Source organism: Pseudomonas glycinis (assembly GCF_054871425.1).
In genome coordinates, this window is the sequence record NZ_JBTYHF010000013.1 from 48,553 (window position 1) to 67,757 (window position 19,205).

General features: G+C 59.5%; 14 protein-coding genes. 6 read left to right on the forward strand and 8 right to left on the reverse strand.

Going from position 1 to position 19,205, the window contains the following annotated elements:
• Positions 1 to 50 precede the first annotated feature (50 nt).
• The 4 genes from ACYSTU_RS25655 (at position 51) to ACYSTU_RS25670 (ending at position 5,957) form a co-directional block, all read left to right on the forward strand.
• Complete coding sequence (locus tag ACYSTU_RS25655) at positions 51 to 1,478, forward strand: sigma-54 interaction domain-containing protein (protein WP_024012755.1); 1,428 nt, start codon at positions 51 to 53, stop codon at positions 1,476 to 1,478.
• A gap of 265 nt (positions 1,479 to 1,743) precedes the next feature.
• Entirely contained in the window at positions 1,744 to 3,135 is a 1,392-nt protein-coding gene (locus ACYSTU_RS25660; RefSeq protein ID WP_122610516.1) for a GntP family permease, read from the forward strand.
• Between the two features lie 7 nt (positions 3,136 to 3,142).
• On the forward strand, positions 3,143 to 3,916 hold the full coding sequence (hbdH, locus tag ACYSTU_RS25665; protein WP_499002400.1) for a 3-hydroxybutyrate dehydrogenase: 774 nt from the start codon (positions 3,143 to 3,145) through the stop codon (positions 3,914 to 3,916).
• Between the two features lie 85 nt (positions 3,917 to 4,001).
• Positions 4,002 to 5,957 (forward strand): acetoacetate--CoA ligase, encoded by a 1,956-nt coding sequence (locus ACYSTU_RS25670; RefSeq protein WP_499002403.1) that lies wholly within the window; start codon positions 4,002 to 4,004, stop codon positions 5,955 to 5,957.
• 48 nt (positions 5,958 to 6,005) lie between these two features.
• Here ACYSTU_RS25670 and ACYSTU_RS25675 read toward each other — a convergent pair whose 3' ends face one another.
• Together ACYSTU_RS25675 and ACYSTU_RS25680 are read right to left on the reverse strand one after the other, a co-directional pair.
• Positions 6,006 to 9,764 (reverse strand): hypothetical protein, encoded by a 3,759-nt coding sequence (locus ACYSTU_RS25675; protein WP_499002406.1) that lies wholly within the window; start codon positions 9,762 to 9,764, stop codon positions 6,006 to 6,008.
• Between the two features lie 134 nt (positions 9,765 to 9,898).
• Positions 9,899 to 11,008: a PilT/PilU family type 4a pilus ATPase gene (locus ACYSTU_RS25680; RefSeq protein ID WP_264365065.1), complete on the reverse strand. Its 1,110-nt coding sequence runs from the start codon at positions 11,006 to 11,008 to the stop codon at positions 9,899 to 9,901.
• A gap of 109 nt (positions 11,009 to 11,117) precedes the next feature.
• Between ACYSTU_RS25680 and ACYSTU_RS25685 the strand changes: the two genes are divergently transcribed.
• Positions 11,118 to 13,667 (forward strand): PAS domain-containing hybrid sensor histidine kinase/response regulator, encoded by a 2,550-nt coding sequence (locus ACYSTU_RS25685; protein WP_071172263.1) that lies wholly within the window; start codon positions 11,118 to 11,120, stop codon positions 13,665 to 13,667.
• Positions 13,668 to 13,707: 40 nt separating this feature from the next.
• Entirely contained in the window at positions 13,708 to 13,983 is a 276-nt protein-coding gene (locus ACYSTU_RS25690) for a peptidylprolyl isomerase (protein ID WP_136493498.1), read from the forward strand.
• Between the two features lie 116 nt (positions 13,984 to 14,099).
• Here the strand turns inward: ACYSTU_RS25690 and kdgK are convergent, their stop codons facing one another.
• The 6 genes from kdgK to ACYSTU_RS25720 form a co-directional block, all read right to left on the reverse strand.
• Positions 14,100 to 15,020, reverse strand: coding sequence for a 2-dehydro-3-deoxygluconokinase (gene kdgK, locus ACYSTU_RS25695; protein ID WP_136493499.1), 921 nt, complete (start codon positions 15,018 to 15,020; stop codon positions 14,100 to 14,102).
• A 134-nt stretch (positions 15,021 to 15,154) separates the two neighbouring features.
• Positions 15,155 to 16,369, reverse strand: coding sequence for an amino acid deaminase (locus tag ACYSTU_RS25700; protein WP_499002411.1), 1,215 nt, complete (start codon positions 16,367 to 16,369; stop codon positions 15,155 to 15,157).
• Positions 16,370 to 16,407: 38 nt separating this feature from the next.
• Positions 16,408 to 17,172 carry an IclR family transcriptional regulator gene (locus ACYSTU_RS25705; RefSeq protein ID WP_499002434.1) on the reverse strand — a complete coding sequence of 255 codons (765 nt, stop codon included), beginning with the start codon at positions 17,170 to 17,172 and terminating at the stop codon, positions 16,408 to 16,410.
• 158 nt (positions 17,173 to 17,330) lie between these two features.
• Complete coding sequence (locus ACYSTU_RS25710; RefSeq protein ID WP_016774497.1) at positions 17,331 to 17,720, reverse strand: RidA family protein; 390 nt, start codon at positions 17,718 to 17,720, stop codon at positions 17,331 to 17,333.
• 31 nt (positions 17,721 to 17,751) lie between these two features.
• Complete coding sequence (locus tag ACYSTU_RS25715) at positions 17,752 to 18,543, reverse strand: amino acid ABC transporter ATP-binding protein (protein ID WP_499002414.1); 792 nt, start codon at positions 18,541 to 18,543, stop codon at positions 17,752 to 17,754.
• Positions 18,540 to 19,202, reverse strand: coding sequence for an amino acid ABC transporter permease (locus ACYSTU_RS25720; RefSeq protein ID WP_016774495.1), 663 nt, complete (start codon positions 19,200 to 19,202; stop codon positions 18,540 to 18,542). Before ACYSTU_RS25720 ends, ACYSTU_RS25715 begins: the two co-directional genes overlap by 4 nt.
• Positions 19,203 to 19,205: the final 3 nt, after the last annotated feature.

Consider the following 19,205-nt stretch of genomic DNA (forward strand, 5'->3'; position numbering starts at 1 on the left):
CTGCTCGCGAAGGGACCGGTACCGGCAACAAACAATCAGGATCAGCCTCCATGAACACCACCGAAAGCCTCAAGGACTACCAACGGGTACGCACCCTGGCGATCCGTTCGCTGTTCGAGATCATCGAGCAATCCAGCGAAGGCACGGTGATTGTTGACCGCGATGCGAATATCGTCTGGATGAACGAACGCTACGCCCGGCGCTTCGGTCTCGATTCAGCGGCCGGCGCTATCGGCAAACCCTGCGAAAGCGTGATCCCCGGCAGCCTGCTGCGTGAGGTGGTACGCACCGGTCGGCCGATTCTGCTGGACATGCAGGACACGCCGAAGGAACCGCTGGTGGTGATGCGCCTGCCGATCCACGACGATGCCGGCAGCGTGATCGGCGCCATCGGTTTTGCCCTGTTCGACGAGTTGCGCACGCTGTCGCCGATGCTCAAGCGCTACCTGAGCATGCAGGAAGAACTCGCCTCGACCCGCTCGCTACTGCGTGCGCGGCAGACCAAATACAACTTCGCCCACTTCATCGGTACCAGCGCTGCCAGCCTTGAAGTCAAACGACGTGCGCGCCGCAGTGCCAGCGCTGATTCGCCGGTTTTGCTGCTGGGGGAAACCGGCACAGGTAAAGAGTTGCTTGCCCAAGCGATCCACAGCGCCTCACCACGCGCGCACAAAGCCTTCGTCAGCATCAACAGCGCGGCAATTCCCGAGGCGCTGCTGGAAGCCGAATTCTTTGGCACTGCACCCGGCGCCTTTACCGGCGCTGACCGCAAGGGCCGCACCGGTAAATTACAAATCGCTCAGGGTGGCACGCTGTTTCTCGATGAGATCGGCGATATGCCGCTGCCGCTGCAAAGCAAACTGCTGCGCGTGTTGCAGGAAAAGGAGTTCGAGCCGGTCGGCTCCAATGAAGTGATTCAGAGCGATGTGCGGGTAATCGCCGCGACGTCGACGGATTTGCAGGCGGCGATCAAGCGCGGCGAATTTCGCGCCGATTTGTACTACCGCCTCAACGTACTGCCAATCCAGGTGCCGCCGCTGCGTGAACGTCTCGATGATCTGCCGGCGCTGAGCGAGGCGATTCTCGAAGAACTGCGCAGCCAGCATGAACTGCACCGCGATGCGCTGGCGTTGCTCGGCCAGCATGCCTGGCCGGGCAACATCCGTGAGTTGCGCAATGTGCTGGAGCGGGCGGCGTTGCTCAGTGATGATCTGATCCTGACCGAGCAGGATATTCGCGGCGCGATTGGCACCTTTACTCCGGTTGAGCGAACGTCCGAGCCGAGCATGCAAGCCTCCGCTGGGGAGACATTTGCACAGGCGCGGGCGCGGTTTGATCGGCAGTTGATCGAGTCGACCCTGGCGCAATGCGCGGGGAAAGTACCGGAGGCGGCGGTTCGGCTGGGGCTGGGGCGGTCGACGCTGTACAAGAAAATGGCTGCGCTGGGGATTGCAGAGTCTACATATAGAGACATCTGATCTCCATTTTAAGACTAGAGCAAAAGCTTCGCGAGCAGGCTCGCTCCCACAGGGGAATGCATGAACAATGTGGGAGCGAGCCTGCTCGCGAAGGCGACGGCCCATTCAAAGAAAATCTCAATTAAGAGACAAAAACAGCTCCCAGAACGCGACTCTGATCTAATTTCCTTATATTTCAAACAGTTAGAAGATTGGCACAAATCTCGCTAACCCACTCTCCGCACCCGTTCCACCCACAAAAATAACAATCCTGGAGAGACACACCATGAGTGTGATCATTGCCTTGGCAGCCCTGACGCTGCTGATGCTCGCCGCCTACCGTGGCTACAGCGTCATCCTCTTTGCCCCGATCGCCGCCCTCGGCGCGGTCCTGCTCACCGATCCGTCCGCCGTTGCCCCTGCGTTCACCGGGGTGTTCATGGACAAGATGGTCGGTTTCATCAAGCTCTATTTCCCGGTATTCCTGCTCGGCGCGGTGTTCGGCAAGCTCATCGAACTGTCCGGTTTCTCGCGCTCGATCGTCGCCGCTGCGATTCGCCTGCTTGGCACCAAACAAGCGATGCTGGTGATCGTGCTGGTGTGCGCCTTGCTCACTTATGGCGGCGTGTCGTTGTTCGTCGTTGTCTTCGCTGTTTACCCGTTTGCAGCGGAGATGTTCCGCCAGAGCAATATTCCCAAACGTCTGATCCCGGCGACCATTGCCCTCGGTGCATTCTCGTTCACCATGGACGCCCTGCCCGGCACGCCGCAGATCCAGAACATCATCCCCAGCACCTTCTTCAACACCACCGCATGGGCGGCGCCGTGGCTGGGGGTGATCGGCACGATTTTCGTGTTCTGCGCCGGCATGCTGTTTCTGCAGCGCCAACGCAACAAGGCGCAACGTGCCGGCGAAGGTTACGGCACTGAACTGCGCAACGAACCGGAAACCGCCGAAGACCTGAAGCTGCCCAACCCGTGGATTGCCCTGTCGCCATTGCTGGCCGTGGGCATCATGAACCTGCTCTTCACCCAGTGGATTCCGCAGTGGTACGGCAAGACCCACAGCCTGGCACTGCCGGGCATGGCCGCGCCGGTCACTACCGAAATCGCCAAGCTCACGGCGATCTGGGCGGTGCAGGCGGCGTTGCTGGTCGGCATCCTCTTGGTCCTGGCGTTCGGCTTCAAGGCGATCAAAAGCAAGCTCGCCGAAGGCAGCAAAAGTGCGGTCAGCGGTGCGTTGCTCGCGGCCATGAACACCGCGTCTGAATACGGCTTTGGTGCGGTAATCGCTTCGCTGCCGGGGTTCCTGGTGCTGGCCGACTGGCTCAAGCAGATTCCCAATCCGTTGGTCAACGAAGCGATTACCGTGACACTGCTCGCCGGCATTACCGGATCGGCGTCGGGCGGCATGAGCATTGCGCTGGCGGCGATGTCCGAGCAGTTCATCAGTGCAGCGCACGCGGCGAATATTCCGCTGGAAGTGCTGCACCGCGTGGCCGCGATGGCCAGTGGTGGCATGGACACCCTGCCGCACAACGGCGCGGTAATCACGTTGCTGGCGGTGACCGGACTGACCCACCGCGAAGCCTACAAAGACATTTTCTGTATTACGCTGATCAAGACCCTCGCGGTTTTCGTGGTGATCGGCACTTTCTACGCCACTGGCATTGTGTGAGGTATTCATGACCACTCTTTCCGGCAAGACAGCCTTGGTAACCGGCTCCACCAGCGGCATCGGCCTGGGCATCGCGCTGACCCTCGCGAAAGCGGGCGCCAACCTGATTCTCAATGGCTTCGGCGACGCCTCGAAGGTGATCGCCGACGTCGCTCAGTTCGGCGGCAAGGTCGGCCATCATCCCGCCGATGTCAGCGACCCGGCGCAGATTGCCGACATGGTCGCCTACGCCGAGCGCGAGTTTGGCGGCGTCGACATTCTGGTCAACAACGCCGGCATTCAGCACGTTGCGGCCGTAGAAGATTTTCCTGTTGAGCGCTGGGATTCGATCATCGCGATCAACCTGTCATCGGTATTCCACAGCACCCGGTTGAGCCTGCCGGGCATGCGCAGCAAGAACTGGGGGCGCATCATCAATATCGCCTCGGTGCACGGCCAGGTCGGCTCCACCGGCAAAGCCGCGTACGTTGCCGCCAAGCATGGCGTGATCGGCCTGACCAAAGTAGTCGGGCTGGAAACCGCGACCAGCAATGTCACCTGCAATGCGATCTGTCCGGGTTGGGTGCTGACGCCGCTGGTGCAGAAGCAGATCGATGATCGCGCGGCCAAGGGTATTGATCCGCAGCAGGCGCAGCATGATCTGCTGGCGGAAAAACAGCCGTCGCTGGAGTTCGTCACACCGCAGCATCTGGGTGAGCTGGTGCTGTTCTTGTGCAGTGAAGCCGGCAGCCAGGTGCGCGGCGCGGCCTGGAATATTGATGGTGGGTGGTTGGCGCAATAAACACCTGGCCATTGTGGGAGCGAGGCTGCTCCCACAGGTAATGATCTCCCTGGCCTGTACGAAGCAGATAAGAAGAGGCAAACCCATGTCCGACATCCTCTGGCAACCCGACGCCCAGCGTATCGCCGGTTCGCGTATGGACGTTTTCCGGCGCGAAATCAATCAGCGGCATTCGCTTAAGCTCGACGACTTCCCTGCCCTGCACCAATGGAGCATCGATCAGCGCCCGGCGTTCTGGCAGGCGATCGTCGATTTCTTCGACATCCGCTTTCACACCCAGCCAGGCGCCGTCTTGCGTGAAGGTGCAGAGATGCCCAGCGCCGAGTGGTTTCCGGGCGCGACGCTGAACTTTGCCGAACACCTGCTGCGCCGCCGCGACGATGCCGTGGCGGTGGTTGCTGTGGCGGAAAACGGCCAGCGCGAACAACTGACCTGGGCCGAACTGGCCGAACACGTCGCCGGTTTTCAGGCGAGCCTGCGCGCAACAGGCGTTGGCCGGGGTGATCGCGTGGCGGCGTGCATGCCCAACACCTGGCAAACCCTGGTGGCGATGTTGGCCACCACCAGCCTCGGCGCGATCTGGTCCTGCTCGTCGCCGGACTTCGGCACCCACGGCGTGATCGATCGCTTTGGCCAGATCGAACCGAAAGTGCTGCTCACCTGTGCCGGTTATCAATACGCCGGAAAAATCCTGGATCAGACCGCCAAGCTCAACGAAATCCTGGCACAACTGCCGTCACTGCAGCAGTTGATCATCGTGCCGTACGCCCGTCCGCAAGCGCGCATCGAGGATTATCAAAGCCACGCTGATGTCTGCTTGTGGCAAGACTTCTATCAATCCGGCGGTGAACCGGATTTCACCCCGGTGCCGTTCAATCATCCGCTCTACGTGCTGTACTCCAGCGGTACCACTGGCGTGCCGAAATGCATCGTCCACAGCACCGGCGGTGTGCTGCTGCAACACGTCAAGGAACATGGTTTGCACTGCGACCTCGGTCCCGGTGACCGCTTGTTCTACTACACGACCTGCGGCCGGATGATGTGGAACTGGCTGGTTTCGGCGCTCGCGGTTGGCAGCGCCGTGGTGCTCTACGACGGCTCGCCGTTTCATCCGGACCATCAGCGCTTGCTCGACCTGATCGACGATGAACGCATCAGTGTGTTTGGCACCAGTCCGAAATTCCTTGCCACGTTGGAAAGCAGCGGCACGAGGCCGCGCGAAAGTCATGACTTGAGCAGTTTGAAAACCCTGCTCTGCACAGGCTCGGCGCTGTCCCCGCAAAGCTACGATTTCGTTTACCGCGACTTCAAAACCGATGTTTGCCTGGCTTCAATGTCCGGTGGTACCGACATCGTCTCGTGCTTCGTCAATGGCAACCCACTGTCAGCGGTACGTCGCGGAGAAATCATGGGCAAGAGCCTGGGCATGGCCGTCGAGGTCTGGAACGACGCTGGCCAACCGGTGATTGGTGAGAAAGGTGAGCTGGTCTGCACACGGCATTTCCCGGCGATGCCGATCGGCTTGTGGAATGATCCCGACGGCTCAAAACTCCGCCAGTCCTACTTCAGCCTGTTCCCCGGCGTCTGGGCACAAGGTGATTACGCCGAACAGTTGCCCCACGGCGCGATGATGATCCATGGCCGCTCGGATGCGGTACTGAACCCGGGCGGCGTGCGTATCGGCACGGCGGAAATCTATCGTCAGGTCGAGAAAATCACCGAGGTACTGGACAGCGTCGCCATCGGTCAGCAGTGGCAGGATGATGTGCGGGTCGTGCTGTTCGTGCGTCTGCGCGATGGTGTCGAACTCGATCAAGGGCTCGAACAGCGAATCCGCGAAGTGATCCGCGCCAATACCACGCCGAGGCATGTCCCGGCGCGGATTGTTGAAGTGACGGACATACCGCGCACCATCAGCGGCAAAGTCGTGGAGCTGGCGGTGCGTGATGTCGTGCATGGAAGGCCGGTAAAAAACACCGATGCACTGGCCAATCCCGAAGCGCTGGAGCAGTTTCGGGATCGACCGGAACTGGCTGATTGAAACCGGCACTGACGCCCTCATCCGACAGGCTGGCGGCAGTGCTTTTCATCAACGAGGTTTGTTCAAGGTAATGACCACCGGCTCGCCAATCGCCCGGCCTGCACTGGCCTTGAGCGCACTGTCAAGAACAGTCATGTTTTGATCGAAAGTGACCTCGTCAGTGATCAGTTGACTCAGCAATGAGGTGACCAGCGTGAGCGAGTCGGCGTTTTCGAAGGCTCTGGACGGCGCATGACAGTCAGCGCCGCTCTGCGACTGCGCCAGGCAACCTGCCCCCAGATTGAGCAATACGGACACATCCAGCTGCTGTCCGCTGTCACTGGCATGCACGGCGTCGGTGGCATAACCGACATCGTCGGTTTGTGCGCTGGCGTGGAACAGCTCATGAATCAGGTCGTCGGCGATCACATCGTGGTTCAGACCCATGCTGACGAAGTGTCGATTGAAGTTTTTCGTGTAGACCTCAACAAACGCTATAGCGCAATCACCGCTCGAACCCGCGTCTTTCCAGCGCTGGTAATTGTTTGCATCGAACGATGCCAGGGTGTCGTTGATCTTGAGGCCGTCGAGAACCATGTTGCTCAAGGAGAACCCGGCGAAATCGAAGCGGATCAAACGCAAGTAGTTCACCAGCCGATCAGTGGACACCTGAGAAGCATCGCCGAACACGATCTTCATCAGCGCGTCGCGATCGCGTTTGAAATCATGACGGTTGAAGATTTCCAATGCGTTGTCGATCTTGGCCCGTGCACGGGGCAGGCTTTGCTCGATGAACTTGCGCGTGTAACTGAGCGGCAACGTGCGCGGCGAAGCAGGCAGTTGCAAGGGGGCTTGATACACAAAACCCTCCAGAGACTTGCCCCACAAGTTGCCGCGTCGATTCAGCGAGTACCATTTGTCACCACTGCGCGCGGCCAGCACGGCGACGGCTTCATGCGTAGCCCCGCGTGGCCGCCAGCTCCCCAACCCGAATTGCGCGTTATCGGCCGCTTCAAGCAGATCATAGGATTGCCGGCGACCGCTGATCCTGTGCAATTGCCCCCTGGCCAGAGTAATCAGGTCATGAGTGTTCTTGTTGAACCGCAGCAGGCCCTTGTGTACCAGTTTACCGCCCGCCTGCAGACCAGAGGGCACACCGTCGAAGGGATTGAAAAGCGAGATGGCCGAAGTAAACGCCAGCCGGGTGAAACGCGCGGCCTTGGCAGTAGTGGAAATGGCCCTGGTGGAAATACTCAGCGCCTTCGAGCTGGCGCCAGCCACTGTTCCCACCAGGCCGATGCCGTCCATCAAACATCCGTAAACCCCGTCCACCATCTTGTTGTGTTCGCCCGAGGCGATGTCCTCGATGCATTTTTTGAACGGCACCAACAGGTCGATGAAGTAAGTCAGCAAGCGTTCGCCCTCTTCCCGGGAGAGCTCGAGCGGCGTCGGTACACGCACGAGCTCTCTGAGCTCGGTTTTATTCAGGAACGGTCTGTTCTCGGCGAGAAACCCGGCGATGCGCACGACGTTCGGGTCGTTGAATTTCTGGTAGAACCCTGGTTGCAACTGCGCAGATTGCGCTGGTGCTTTCAGCGCGCCGAAGTAATCGATGATCGCCATACTGCTGCTGATCGAAGCGTCCTCGGCCGCGGCATGGGTATAGCGCCTGATGTTCAGCGGAACGCTCTGGGTCAGGGTGTTGCTCAGGGGCGTCGTCATGTTGGCACTGGCGCTCATTCTTGAGCGTTGCTGAAGCTTTCTTTCCCGCCTGATGAAAGCACCCAGCGCATCATTCCTGCGGGTTTCTGCACGCGAAGTGAATAATTCATAACAAAGATCAGCGTCTTCATCAGACGTGTACATCACAACGCCGAAGCGTCCCGTGGCGGCATCCCGGCTTTGTTGTGTTTCTTGTTCAAGCCCTAGATTCAAAGGTCCGCCGGCCCGGCGCGTAGTCACATAGGATGCCGATTCGCGCACGGTGAAAAAATGAATGTCGGCATTCATGAACACTTGCAGATCCGCTTCCGGCATGTGTGCCAACGCCAGCTTGACGGCAGACATCATGCCGCCGTTCACCGCTTCGAAATGCACGGCCAACTGACGATCCATTTCCTCGTCACAGGATTCAATTGTCAGCAGTCGCGGATAACGCTGATAAAGACTGAGACCCGCAGGGTTGTAGTTGATCGCAGGTTGCAGCAATCCGTTGACGATCAAACGTACGGTGCGCCTGTCCCACTGACCAGTGACCAGATCGCCCGATTGATGCAGCTCGACCATGGACATGATTAGCTGTCCGCCTTTCTCGGACAGCGCCTTTTCATCCAGCGTGTCGCAGCCAGGTGCAGCTTTTCTCAATTGGCTTCGGGCAATTTCCGCTCGGTTGGGTAACGGTGTCGAAAATGCGCGGGCTAGCTGGGCGAATTGGTCTGCGTGGTGCTCAAACGCGTCAATCGCCCTTCGTGTACAGGTTTCTTCTGCCTGTTCGAGCTCGGCTCTGGAAATAATCCGGTTGAGCAACGCCCACTCCACGATCGGGTCGATCAGCGCCAGATCGCGCATATGCTTCTGCGCTTCACTGACCGGCTCCAGTTCGCCGTAAGCGATGATCTGTGCATAGGTCAATTCCCGCGAGGCCCCGGTCTTTACCGCCTCGACCAATACAACAGCGCGACAGAACTTGACCCAGGCGATCGATCCAAGTGTGACCTCTGTCGGAATTTTCCTGACCAGAAATTCGGGCGCGTTGCGTGCCAGGAGAAGATGAACCACCAACGGTGCCAATATCGGATCTACCCAGCGCTTGTTCCGCACAAACTCGGTGTACTCCTCGAGTATCTCTGATGGATGACGCTCAACATTGTCTGGCGAGTACAGGTCTCGCCGTTGGACCAGGTGGCGATGGCCGATCGATGGGTCCAGGTCGAGTAATATCGCGGTCATCAACAATTGGCGGAGAATATTTTCGGAAAGCGTTTCCCCGTCATTCACCCCGTACCAATTCAGCTCTTTGATATAACTTCTGGCAAGATCCAGCGAAACTGGATAGGCGACAAATTCAACGAGGCGCTGCGCCGCCGTTTCGTGAGATATATCCGCGCGCCCTGTGACGTTGTACAAGGCTGACAACAGCTTTCGCTTCGGCATCAATTTGGCGGTGGCGCCACGAATATCTGCAAACTGCTCTTCGGATAACGCGTTGTGACTCTGCTCACCGGATTGTAAGTGATCCCAAAAAGCAACTGGCTCCCTGACCTCGGGTGAAAACTTGAACAAGCCGATCAAGTTACTGATCCTGGCCTTGGTGTCAGGCAGATCGATATCATGAAACTTGAACCACTGATCCAGGGTTACATCCAGATCGGGCCATACAAAACCGCCGGCGACTGCGGCAATGTCGGCGATGAGACTCACCGTCGAGCGCGTAGGTTGACTGTATTCAAAATACTGCGCCGCAACCAGATCTACCCAACCTCTAACGGCACGGACTTCCATCTTGCCTTCCGGCGTAATCCGAACCAGGCCGTTATGCTCGCGCGCCTCCTCTCGACCGATTGCACCTATGACCGGCCCGGTTTTCAGCAGTTCACTGAGCAGAAGTCTGCCGGGGTTATATATTTCATGCAGTGAAGAGCCTGGTTGCAACTCTACTTCACGCCCATACCAGTCTATATCGTGATCTTCAGTGTACTCATTCAATGCATCTTCCAGATGCCGAAGAACCATATCGCGCTCGGTAGCATCTGCCGCAGACCGATACTTCCATTCAGCCAGCGCAACTTTCGATGGGCGGAATACTTTATTTTTCTTAACTTCGTTCACAGTAAAACCTCATCAAACCAACTAGCTGACCATTCAGCGTGATGACGTTTTACCCAAACACATACAACCGAACCACGAGTCAATTATTAAGTGTTGTTGCCGTGCAAACACACGATGCAATCGAAGACACCAAGTCAATCCATCAAACCCCACTCGCCGGTGCCTGTATTGTTAACACCTGCCTGGTCGTGCTGAAGTTTGATTCGCAACTTCAAGTTATTCACCGAATCGGCATTCTTCAATGCTTCCTGCTCACTGATTGCACCTTCTGCAAACAGCGCAAACAGTGCCGCGTCAAATGTCTGCATACCGAGTCCGGTCGATTTTTCCATCATCGGTTTGAGTTCCTCGAACTGACCGCGGCGGATTAGATCGGCGATGGTCGGCGTGCCCAGAAGAATCTCGACTGCCGCGCGCCTTTGCCCATCGACAGTGCGGACCAGACGCTGCGAGACACAGGCTTTGAGGTTGTTGCCCAATGTTTGCAAAAGCTGTTCGCGCTTCTCCTCGGGAAACATATTGATGATTCGATCCAGTGCCTGATTGGCATTGGTCGCATGCAGCGTCGACAACACAAGATGGCCGGTATCAGCGAATGACAGTGCATGCTCCATGGTTTCGCGGTCACGGATCTCACCAATCAATACAACATCCGGAGCCTGGCGCAGAGTGTTCTTCAAAGCCGCATGAAAGCTTCGGGTATCTACGCCGACTTCACGCTGATTGATGATCGAGCGCTTGTGCCGATGGATATATTCGATCGGGTCTTCGATCGTCACAATGTGTCCGGCACTGTGACGGTTGCGGTGATCGATGAGTGCCGCCAGCGAAGTCGACTTGCCTGAACTGGTCGCGCCGACAAAAAGAATCAGGCCACGTTTGAGCATCACCGTTTCCAGCAACACCGGCGGCAGCTTCAGGTCTTCGAATCGCGGGATGTCGACCTTGACGTTGCGGATCACGATCGAAACGTCGTTGCGCTGCTTGAAAATGTTCACCCGGAACCGCCCGACGCCCGTTCGGGAGATTGCCAGGTTCATTTCCAGATCCCGGTCGAACTCCCGGCGCTGCTCGGCGTCCATCAGGGAGGTGGCGATAGCCGCGGTTTCGCCGGGTTTGAATGGCTGATCGCTGAGCGCTGTCAGCAAGCCATCAATGCGTGCGCTCGGCGCTGCGCCGGTAGAGAGGAACAGATCCGAGCCGTTTTTTTGCGACAATATTGACAACAGTGCATCGATTTCCATGGCTGAAAGCACCCGCGAAGCATTGAATGAGCAAATTTGGCCGACGCTTGGCGCGGCTCCTGCAACAATGATAGACCCCGTCTCACCGAACCACGCTCAGGATTGAAACATGAATGCTGTATCCACCACCGATGACGCTCAGGCCCTGATTGCCCGCACCGACTGGAGCCGCAGCCCGCTGGGCGCCGCCGGCACCTGGCCGCAGAGCCTGCGCACGGCGGTGGACATCGTGATTCATTCGCCGATGCCGATGCTGCTGCTATGGGGTCCGCAACTCACGCAGATCTACAACAATGGCTTTGCCCTGCTCGCTGGCAGCAAGCATCCCGAAGCGTTCGGGCAGCCGACGCATGAGGTCTGGCCAGAGGTGCGGGATTTTGCCGAGCCGATTTACCAAGCGGTGCTGCAGGGTCAGGTGCGCAGCTTCAGCGAGCAGCGGTTCAGCGTGCAGCGGGACGGCAAAAAAACCGATTTCTGGCTGGATCTGACCTACAGCCCGATTCGCGATGAAACCGCACAGGTGGCCGGGATTCTGATCACTGCCATCGAAACCAACGAGCGCCGACGCATTGCCCTGGAATTGCAGCGTCGTTCCGAAGAAAGCCTCAAGGCCCAGCGTCAGTCCGAGGAGCGTCTGCAACTGGCCCTCGCCGCCACCGACGCCGTCGGCACCTGGGATTGGGACATTGGCGAAGATCGTTTCATCGCCGATGCGCACTTCGCCGAACTGCACGGCGTCGATCCGACCAGGGCCGGGCAGTTGCCGATCAGCGAATACATGCACGGGGTGCACCCCGAAGACCGCGCCATGGTCGCGCGCGGCATCAAGTACTGCATCACCCATGGCACCGAGTACGCTGAGGAATATCGCCTGTTGCAGGCCGATGGCACGCTGCGCTGGGTGTTCGCGCGCGGGCGTTGCTACAAGGATCATCATGGTCGGCCGATGCGCTTTCTCGGCGCGGCGCTGGACCTGACCGAACGCAAACATACGGAACAGGCGCTGCGTCAGAGCCAGACCGAACTTCAGCTGATCATCAACGCCATGCCGATCCTGATCAGCTATGTCGACGCCGAAGAACGCTTTCGCTTGAACAACGCAGCCTATCTGGACTGGTACGGCCTGACGCCGCAGGAGTTGTATGGGCGCACGATCCGCGAAGTCATCGGCGAAGAGGCGTATTTCCTGCGTGCGCCGTACATCGCCGAAGCACTGGCCGGCCGCTCCTGCTCCTTCAGTTTCTACACGCCGCACCGCGACGGCAGCACCCGTCATGCCCTCATGAATTATCTGCCGCGACATGGCGCGGACGGCGCAGTGAATGGCTTCTACATCTTTGTCATCGACGAAACCGAGCGCAAGAAAACCGAGGAAGCCCTGCGCAATCTCAACGAGACCCTCGAAGAGCGGGTCAGCGCGCGCACCGAGCAACTGGCTCAGGCCAACGAGCGTTTGCAGAACGAGATGTTCGAACGCGAGCGCGCCGAAGACGCCTTGCGCCACGCGCAGAAGATGGAAGCTGTCGGCCAGCTCACCGGCGGCATCGCCCATGACTTCAACAACATGCTCACCGGCATCATCGGCAGCCTCGACTTGATGCAGCGCTACATCGCCAACGGTCGCGCCGATGAGATTGGTCGCTTCACCGAGGCGGCCGTGTCGTCGGCCAACCGTGCGGCCGCGCTGACGCATCGCTTGCTGGCCTTCTCGCGGCGCCAGTCGCTGGACCGCAAGCAACTGCACGTCAATGAACTGGTGCATTCACTGGAAGACCTGATCCGCCGCACCAAGGGCGATGCCATCGAGCTGCAACTGCGCCTGCCAGAGGATTTGTGGCCGGTGAGTACCGACGTCAGCCAGCTGGAAAATGCTCTGCTCAATCTGGTGATCAATGCCCGCGATGCGATGCCCGAAGGCGGCACGTTGCTGATCCAGACCGCGAACGTGTATCTCGACAGCAGCGACACCACCATTCTCGAGCCGGTGAAGGCCGGGGAATACGTGATGCTCGCGGTCAGCGATAACGGCACCGGCATGACGCCGTCAATCCGTTCCAAAGCGTTCGATCCGTTCTTTACCACCAAACCGATCGGCCAAGGCACCGGGCTTGGGCTGTCGATGATTTACGGTTTCGCCCAGCAGTCCGGCGGTCACGTCAGCCTCGACAGTGTGCCGGGGCAAGGTACTTGCGTACGTCTGTACTTGCCGCGTTTGCTTGAGCCGACGCCCGAATCCTCGTCTGTGGAGAAAGCCGAACCGATTGCAGCTTCATCTTCAGGCGAGACCGCGATTGTGGTCGAGGATGATCCGGCAGTGCGCATGCTGGTGCTCGATCTGCTCAAGGAACTGGGCTACACAACCTTCGAAGCGGAAAACGCCACGAACGCCCTGCCCGTGCTCGAGTCCGTGCAACGCGTCGATCTGCTGGTTACCGATGTCGGGCTGCCGGGCATGAACGGACGCCAGTTGGCGGAGATTGCTCGCCAGCATCGTCCGGGGCTTAAAGTGCTGTTCATGACCGGTTACGCGCAGATTGCTGCCGAGCGTCAGGGCTTTCTTGACGAGGGCATGGACATGGTCGCCAAGCCCTTTGTCCTTGAAGTGCTGGCGAGCAAGATTCGCAAGTTGAGCAACCCGACCCCGCGACTTGAGGCATAATCGCGCGCCCCGCTGTCACCCCGTTATCAGGTATTGCACGATGAAAGCCCAAGCCCGCCACATTCTGGTGAAAACCGCCGAAGAGGCCGAACAACTCAAACAGCGCATTGCCAAGGGCGAAGCGTTCGATGTGCTGGCGAAGAAATTTTCCACCTGCCCGTCCGGCAAACGCGGCGGCGACCTGGGCGAAATGCGGCCGGGGCAGATGGTCGGCGCGATTGATGCGGTGATTTTCAAGAAGCCGCTGCGCACCGTGCATGGGCCGATCAAAAGCAAATTTGGTTATCACCTGGTGCAGGTGTTTTATCGAGATTGATCGGCTGGCTGCCGGACTTCTTCGCGAGCAGGCTCGCTCCCACATGTCGACCGCGTTTTCATTGTGGGAGCGAGCCTGCTCGCGAACCGATTGCGCAGCAAGCGGCCATTCTCTGATTACCTGGGGATCAGCGCTCCAGGCACCTGTATCACCCGACTGGCCAATTCATGTCCCGCTTGCGCCGCCTCTGCCGGACTGCCGCCGAGCAAGCGCCTGGCCAGATACGCCGCACTGAACGAATCCCCCGCCGCCGTGGTGTCGACAACCTTATCGACCTTCTGCGCCGGCACTTCAAACGCGTCCCCCTGACAACGAATCAGACACGCCTCGGCGCCGCGCTTGAGCACCACTTCCGGCGTGCCGATCTGTGCATACGTGGCAAACACCTCAGCGCAATCGGCAAACCCGAACAATGCCTGTTCGTCATCCACGGTGAGTAACGCCAGATCCACATATGGCAAGACGCTGCGATATGCCGCGCGCGCCTCTTCCACCGACGCCCACAGGCGCGGGCGGTAGTTGTTGTCGAAAACGATGCGTGCGCCGCGCTGTCTGGCTTCAATCAGGGTCTTGATCAGTCGGGCGCGGCCTTGCATTCCGAGTACAGCGAGGGTGATCCCGCTGAAATACAGCACGTCGTAGTCCGGCAACGCCGCGAGGATCGGCTCGGCCGCAGGGGTGGTGAAGCAATCGCGTACCGCCGCTTCGTTGCGCCAGTACAGGAAACGCCGCTCGCCGTTGGCGTCGGTCTGGATGCAGTACAGACCGGGCAGCCGACCGGGAAGGCGCTGCACCAGATCGAGGCCGATGCCTTCGCTGCGCCAGATCTGGCACATGGCGTCGCTGAAACTGTCATCGCCCAACGCGGTGACGTAGTCGACTTGCGCCTTGTCGCCCAGCGCACGGGACAGGTACACCGCCGTGTTGAGGGTATCGCCACCGAAGCTTTGCTGCAGACTGCCGTCGGCGCGTTGTTGCAGTTCGATCATGCACTCGCCGATCAGGGCGATGCGCGGGGTGTTGCTGAGGATTTTCATCGGGTGGGATCTCGGGTGGTTCAGTGGAGGCTAAGCGGGCGTCTTCGCGAGCAGGCTCGCTCCCACAATGGAACGCATTGATCTTGTGGGAGCGAGCCTGCTCGCGAATAGCCGCCGCAACGCAATCTCAAGCCTTAGAAACAAGTCTCCATGGTCTCGATGACCGCCATCTGCTCATCCACCAGCAACCCAACACGCCATTTGTCAAACGTCAGGCATGGATGCGAAGTACCAAAGGAAATGATGTCGCCGACCCGCAACTCGACATCCGGCGCTACGGTCATGAACGCATGCTGATCCATCACCGCGGTGACCTTGCACGCGCCGACATCATCCCCCGCCGCCGGCACCACACCGGCCTTGTAGCGCAACAACGGCACCGGCAAACCGGCATCGAACGCGACGTCGCGCTTGCCCAGGGCGATCACCGCAAAACCCGGTTCCGGCAGCGACTGCACATGGGCCCAGACTTCCAGCGCCGGGCGCAGGCCTTCGTGCAGGTCGCTGCGACGGTCGAGCACGCAGCACTGGGCCTCTTTGTAGATGCCATGGTCGTGCGCCACGTAACTGCCCGGGCGCAACACACTGAGGAAGCGGCCAGCGGCGTTCTGGGTTTCGAAAGATTCGGCGATCAGATCGTACCAGGCCGAACCCGACGCTGTGATGATCGGTCTGGCGATGGCAAAGGCGCCGCTGTCCTGTAGCTGCACCGCGAGACGAACCAGCGACGCGGCGAATTCGCGAATGCCACTGACCGCATGATCGCCATGAATCACGCCTTCGTAACCTTCAATACCGGTGAGGGCCAGTGCCGGTTGCGCATCGATGGCCTTGGCCAACTCGATGACTTCCTGCTCGCTGCGGCAACCGCAACGGCCGCCGACCACGCCATATTCGATCATTACGTTGAGCTTGACCCCACGGGAAGCGAAGTAAGCCCCGAGGTCGGCGACGTTGTCCGGGTGGTCGACCATACAATGGAAATCGAACGTCGGATCGGCGAGCAGATCGGCAATCAACGCCATGTTCGGCGTACCGACCAACTGGTTGGCCATCAACACGCGACGCACGCCGTGGGCATAAGCCGCGCGGGTCTGGGTGGCGCTGGCGAGGGTGATGCCCCAGGCGCCGGCGTCGAGCTGTCGTTTGAACAGTGCCGGGGTCATGCTGGTTTTGCCGTGGGGCGCCAGTTCGGCGCCGCTGTCGCTGACAAATTTCTGCATCCAGCGAATATTGTGCTCCAGCGCCTCGCGGTGCAGCACCAGCGCCGGCAGGCTGACGTCGCGGGTCAATTGCGCACCGATGGCGGCGTCGCCTTTTTCTACGGCAGAGTTGATGGCAGTGGTCATGGTCCAATCCTCACAGGCGCGGCCGCAGGCAGCCGCGGTTATTCGTTGATCCGCCGGGCGAGGCTGTTGGCGCTCTCGATCAGCACCCGGCGATAGTCGTTGTAATTGTTTTTCGCATCGGCGCGTGGGGCGACGATGCACAACGTGCAAATGGCCACGCCTTGCGGGTCTTTGACCGGCGCGGCGAAGCAATGGGTGAAGGTGTCGGCGACGCTGTCGAAGGAGAAGAAGCCATCGACGCCAGCCTGACGAATTTCTGCGAGAAAACGTTCCAGTGGCAGGCGTTCGCCGTCGGGCAGGATGTAGTCGTCTTCGTCGATCAGGTCGATGATCTGCTGATCGCTCAAGTGCGCGAGCAACAGACGCCCGGAAGCCGTCCACGGGATCGGCGCGTTTTCGCCGATGTCGGAGGAAATGCGGAAATGCCGCTCACCCTCCTTCATCAATGCGACGGTGTATTTGCGCCCGTTGAGCAGGCACATCTGCGCAGTTTCGCGGGTCTGGCTGACGATCTCCTGCAAAGCGTGATCGGCCTCGCGGCTGAGGTCGAAATGCCGCAGATGCGCCTGGCCAAGGAAGTACAACTGGCGGCCAAGGTAGACGTGGCCGTCCTTGCCCACCGGCTCGAGAATCCGTCGCTCCAGCAAGGACGCGACCAGTTCGTAGACCGTCGATTTCGGACTGCCGATGCCATTGGCGATGTCGTTGGGACGCAGGGGCTGGCCGATTTCCTTGAGAAAATCGAGGATATCGAACGCCCGGTCCAGACCGCGTGCCCGGCGCTTGATGGTGTCTTCGGTCATGTCAGTGGTTTCCATTCAAAGTCGCCGGGAGTTTACAGCCAATGATCGTTCCCATGCTCCGCGTGGGAATGCCTCACCGGACGCTCCGCGTCCGCTTTTGGGACGCAGAGCGTCCCGGGCTGCATTCCCACGCAGAGCGTGGGAACGATCGGCGTGTATCAGGCCTTCTTCTTGTAGGCAATGCAGTCGATCTCAACCTTGCAATCAACCATCATGCTCGCCTGCACACAGGCCCGCGCCGGGGCGTGTTCGGGTTTGAAATACTCGGCGAAGACCTTGTTGAAACTGCTGAAGTCCCGTGGATCGTCCAGCCAGACGCCAGCGCGGACCACATCTTCAAGGCCATAACCAGCCTCTTCGAGAATGGCGATCAGGTTCTTCATGGTCTGGTGGGTCTGTTCGACGATGCCACCAACGATGATCTCGCCATCCACCGCCGGAACCTGGCCGGACACATGCAGCCAGCCATCCGCTTCAACTGCGCGGGCGAATGGACGAGGCTGGCCGCCGGCGGCGGTGCTGCCGGTGCCGTAACGCGTAATGCTCATGGGTGTTTCTCCTGATTGCAAAAGTGCAGATTCAAAACCGCGTGCTCTTGAGAAATTCCGCCAGACGCGGCGATTGCGGGCGTTCGAACAGTTCCTTGGGAGGCCCCTGCTCTTCGATCCGCCCTTGATTCATGAAAACGATCTTGTCCGAGACCTCGAAGGCGAAACGCATTTCGTGGGTCACCAGCAACATGGTCATGCCGTCCTCGGCCAACCCCTTGATCACGTTGAGCACCTCGCCAACCAGTTCCGGGTCGAGGGCCGAGGTGACCTCGTCAAAGAGCATCAGGCTCGGGTTCATCGCAATCGCTCGGGCAATCGCCACGCGCTGTTGCTGGCCGCCGGACAACTGACCGGGAAAGTGGTTGCGCCGCTCCAGCAGGCCGACGCGCTCCAGCCATTTTTCCGCGAGCACCACGGCTTCGTCCCTTTGCATCTTCTTCACCTTGAGCAGGCCAAGGGTGACGTTCTGCAACGCGGTCAGGTGCGGGAACAGGTTGAATTGCTGGAAGGCCATGCCGGTCATCGCACGATGGCGGGCAATGACCTTTTCCGCATGGCGTACGCGTTTGCCGTTGACCTCGTCGTAGCCGATGGACTCGCCGTCGAGCAGGATCTGCCCGCCCTGGAATTCTTCGAGCATGTTTACGCAACGCAGCAGCGTGGTTTTGCCCGAACCGCTGGAGCCGATCAGCGTGACGACGTTGCCGCGCTGCATGCTCAGGTCGACACCCTTGAGCACTTCCACCGCGCCGTACTGTTTGTGCAGGCCGCGAATGTCCAGCAGCGCCTGATTTTGTGAAGCAACTTGAGCTTGAGTCATGGCAGGGCCACCCGCTTTTCAATGTGCCGGCCGAGTAATTCGATGCCGTAGTTGATGACGAAGAACAGAAAACCGGCGAACAGGTAGAACTCCAGAGTCATGAAGTTCCGGGCGATGATCTGTTGCGTGCTGAGCAGCAATTCGGCGACGCCGATCACCGAGAGCAAGGTCGACGCCTTGACGATTTCGGTGGACGAGTTGACCCAGGTCGGCAAAATCTGCCGCAGCGCCTGAGGTAACAGTACGTAGCCGAGGGATTGGTAGAACGTCAGGCCGATGGCTTTGCCCGCCTCCATCTGCCCGCGCGGCAGGGCTTGCAGCGCACCACGAACGATTTCGGCGACGTGCGAGCCGCAAAACAGTGTCAGGCCCAGGGCTCCGGCCTGAAACGCACTGATCTGCCAACCGAGCGCCGGCGCCATATAAAAGCAGGCCAGCACCAATACAAACACCGGTGTGCCGCGAATCAGATCGACGTACAGCCGAAACGGCGCGCGCATCCAGAATCTGCCGTAAGTCAGGACCAGGCCTGCAACCACGCCGAGCATGGTGCCCAACACAATGGCCAGCGCCGAGACCTGCACGCTGGTCAGAAAGCCCTGCCACAACGGCTCGCGCGCGACCCACAATTCATGCAACCAACTGGGAGATTCGTACATCGC

Excerpts from the sequence above, each read along its gene's own strand:
- ACYSTU_RS25655 (WP_024012755.1), top strand. The coding sequence starts at position 51 with ATGAACACCACCGAAAGCCTCAAGGACTACCAACGGGTACGCACCCTG.
- ACYSTU_RS25660 (WP_122610516.1), top strand. The coding sequence starts at position 1,744 with ATGAGTGTGATCATTGCCTTGGCAGCCCTGACGCTGCTGATGCTCGCC.
- hbdH (WP_499002400.1), top strand. The coding sequence starts at position 3,143 with ATGACCACTCTTTCCGGCAAGACAGCCTTGGTAACCGGCTCCACCAGC.
- ACYSTU_RS25670 (WP_499002403.1), top strand. The coding sequence starts at position 4,002 with ATGTCCGACATCCTCTGGCAACCCGACGCCCAGCGTATCGCCGGTTCG.
- ACYSTU_RS25680 (WP_264365065.1), bottom strand. The coding sequence starts at position 11,008 with ATGGAAATCGATGCACTGTTGTCAATATTGTCGCAAAAAAACGGCTCG.
- ACYSTU_RS25685 (WP_071172263.1), top strand. The coding sequence starts at position 11,118 with ATGAATGCTGTATCCACCACCGATGACGCTCAGGCCCTGATTGCCCGC.
- ACYSTU_RS25690 (WP_136493498.1), top strand. The coding sequence starts at position 13,708 with ATGAAAGCCCAAGCCCGCCACATTCTGGTGAAAACCGCCGAAGAGGCC.
- kdgK (WP_136493499.1), bottom strand. The coding sequence starts at position 15,020 with ATGAAAATCCTCAGCAACACCCCGCGCATCGCCCTGATCGGCGAGTGC.
- ACYSTU_RS25700 (WP_499002411.1), bottom strand. The coding sequence starts at position 16,369 with ATGACCACTGCCATCAACTCTGCCGTAGAAAAAGGCGACGCCGCCATC.
- ACYSTU_RS25705 (WP_499002434.1), bottom strand. The coding sequence starts at position 17,172 with ATGACCGAAGACACCATCAAGCGCCGGGCACGCGGTCTGGACCGGGCG.
- ACYSTU_RS25710 (WP_016774497.1), bottom strand. The coding sequence starts at position 17,720 with ATGAGCATTACGCGTTACGGCACCGGCAGCACCGCCGCCGGCGGCCAG.
- ACYSTU_RS25715 (WP_499002414.1), bottom strand. The coding sequence starts at position 18,543 with ATGACTCAAGCTCAAGTTGCTTCACAAAATCAGGCGCTGCTGGACATT.
- ACYSTU_RS25720 (WP_016774495.1), bottom strand. The coding sequence starts at position 19,202 with ATGTACGAATCTCCCAGTTGGTTGCATGAATTGTGGGTCGCGCGCGAG.